Genomic DNA, 258 nt, shown 5'->3' with positions numbered 1-258 from the left:
GAAAATTTCTAACTTTAAAAACAAATCACTTCTTCCCTTAACTTCCAATACAATTAAATTATACAAATGAATTGGATACAGTATTCCGGTAAAGCATATAATTTTAAAAATTGGCACTACAGCAAGCCACTTATCAGTAAACAACAATATGATCAAAGGTTTGGCTAACAATCCCATTAATACAATAATTGGAGTAACTATGAATAGTACCATTTGCATAATTTGCTTATAAGAATTTCTAAATCTTGGAAGATCATC

Annotated in this window: 1 protein-coding gene; it reads right to left on the bottom strand. The window is 28.3% G+C overall.

What is annotated here, in order from left to right:
• Nucleotides 1-258, bottom strand: a 258-nt coding sequence (locus tag ACWA1B_RS23050; RefSeq protein WP_456910987.1) for an oligosaccharide flippase family protein, incomplete at both ends; no start/stop codon positions are given.

Source organism: Flavobacterium xizangense (assembly GCF_054075145.1).
Note: the sequence above shows the minus strand (reverse complement) of the source record. Positions and strands in the feature narration are given on the sequence as shown.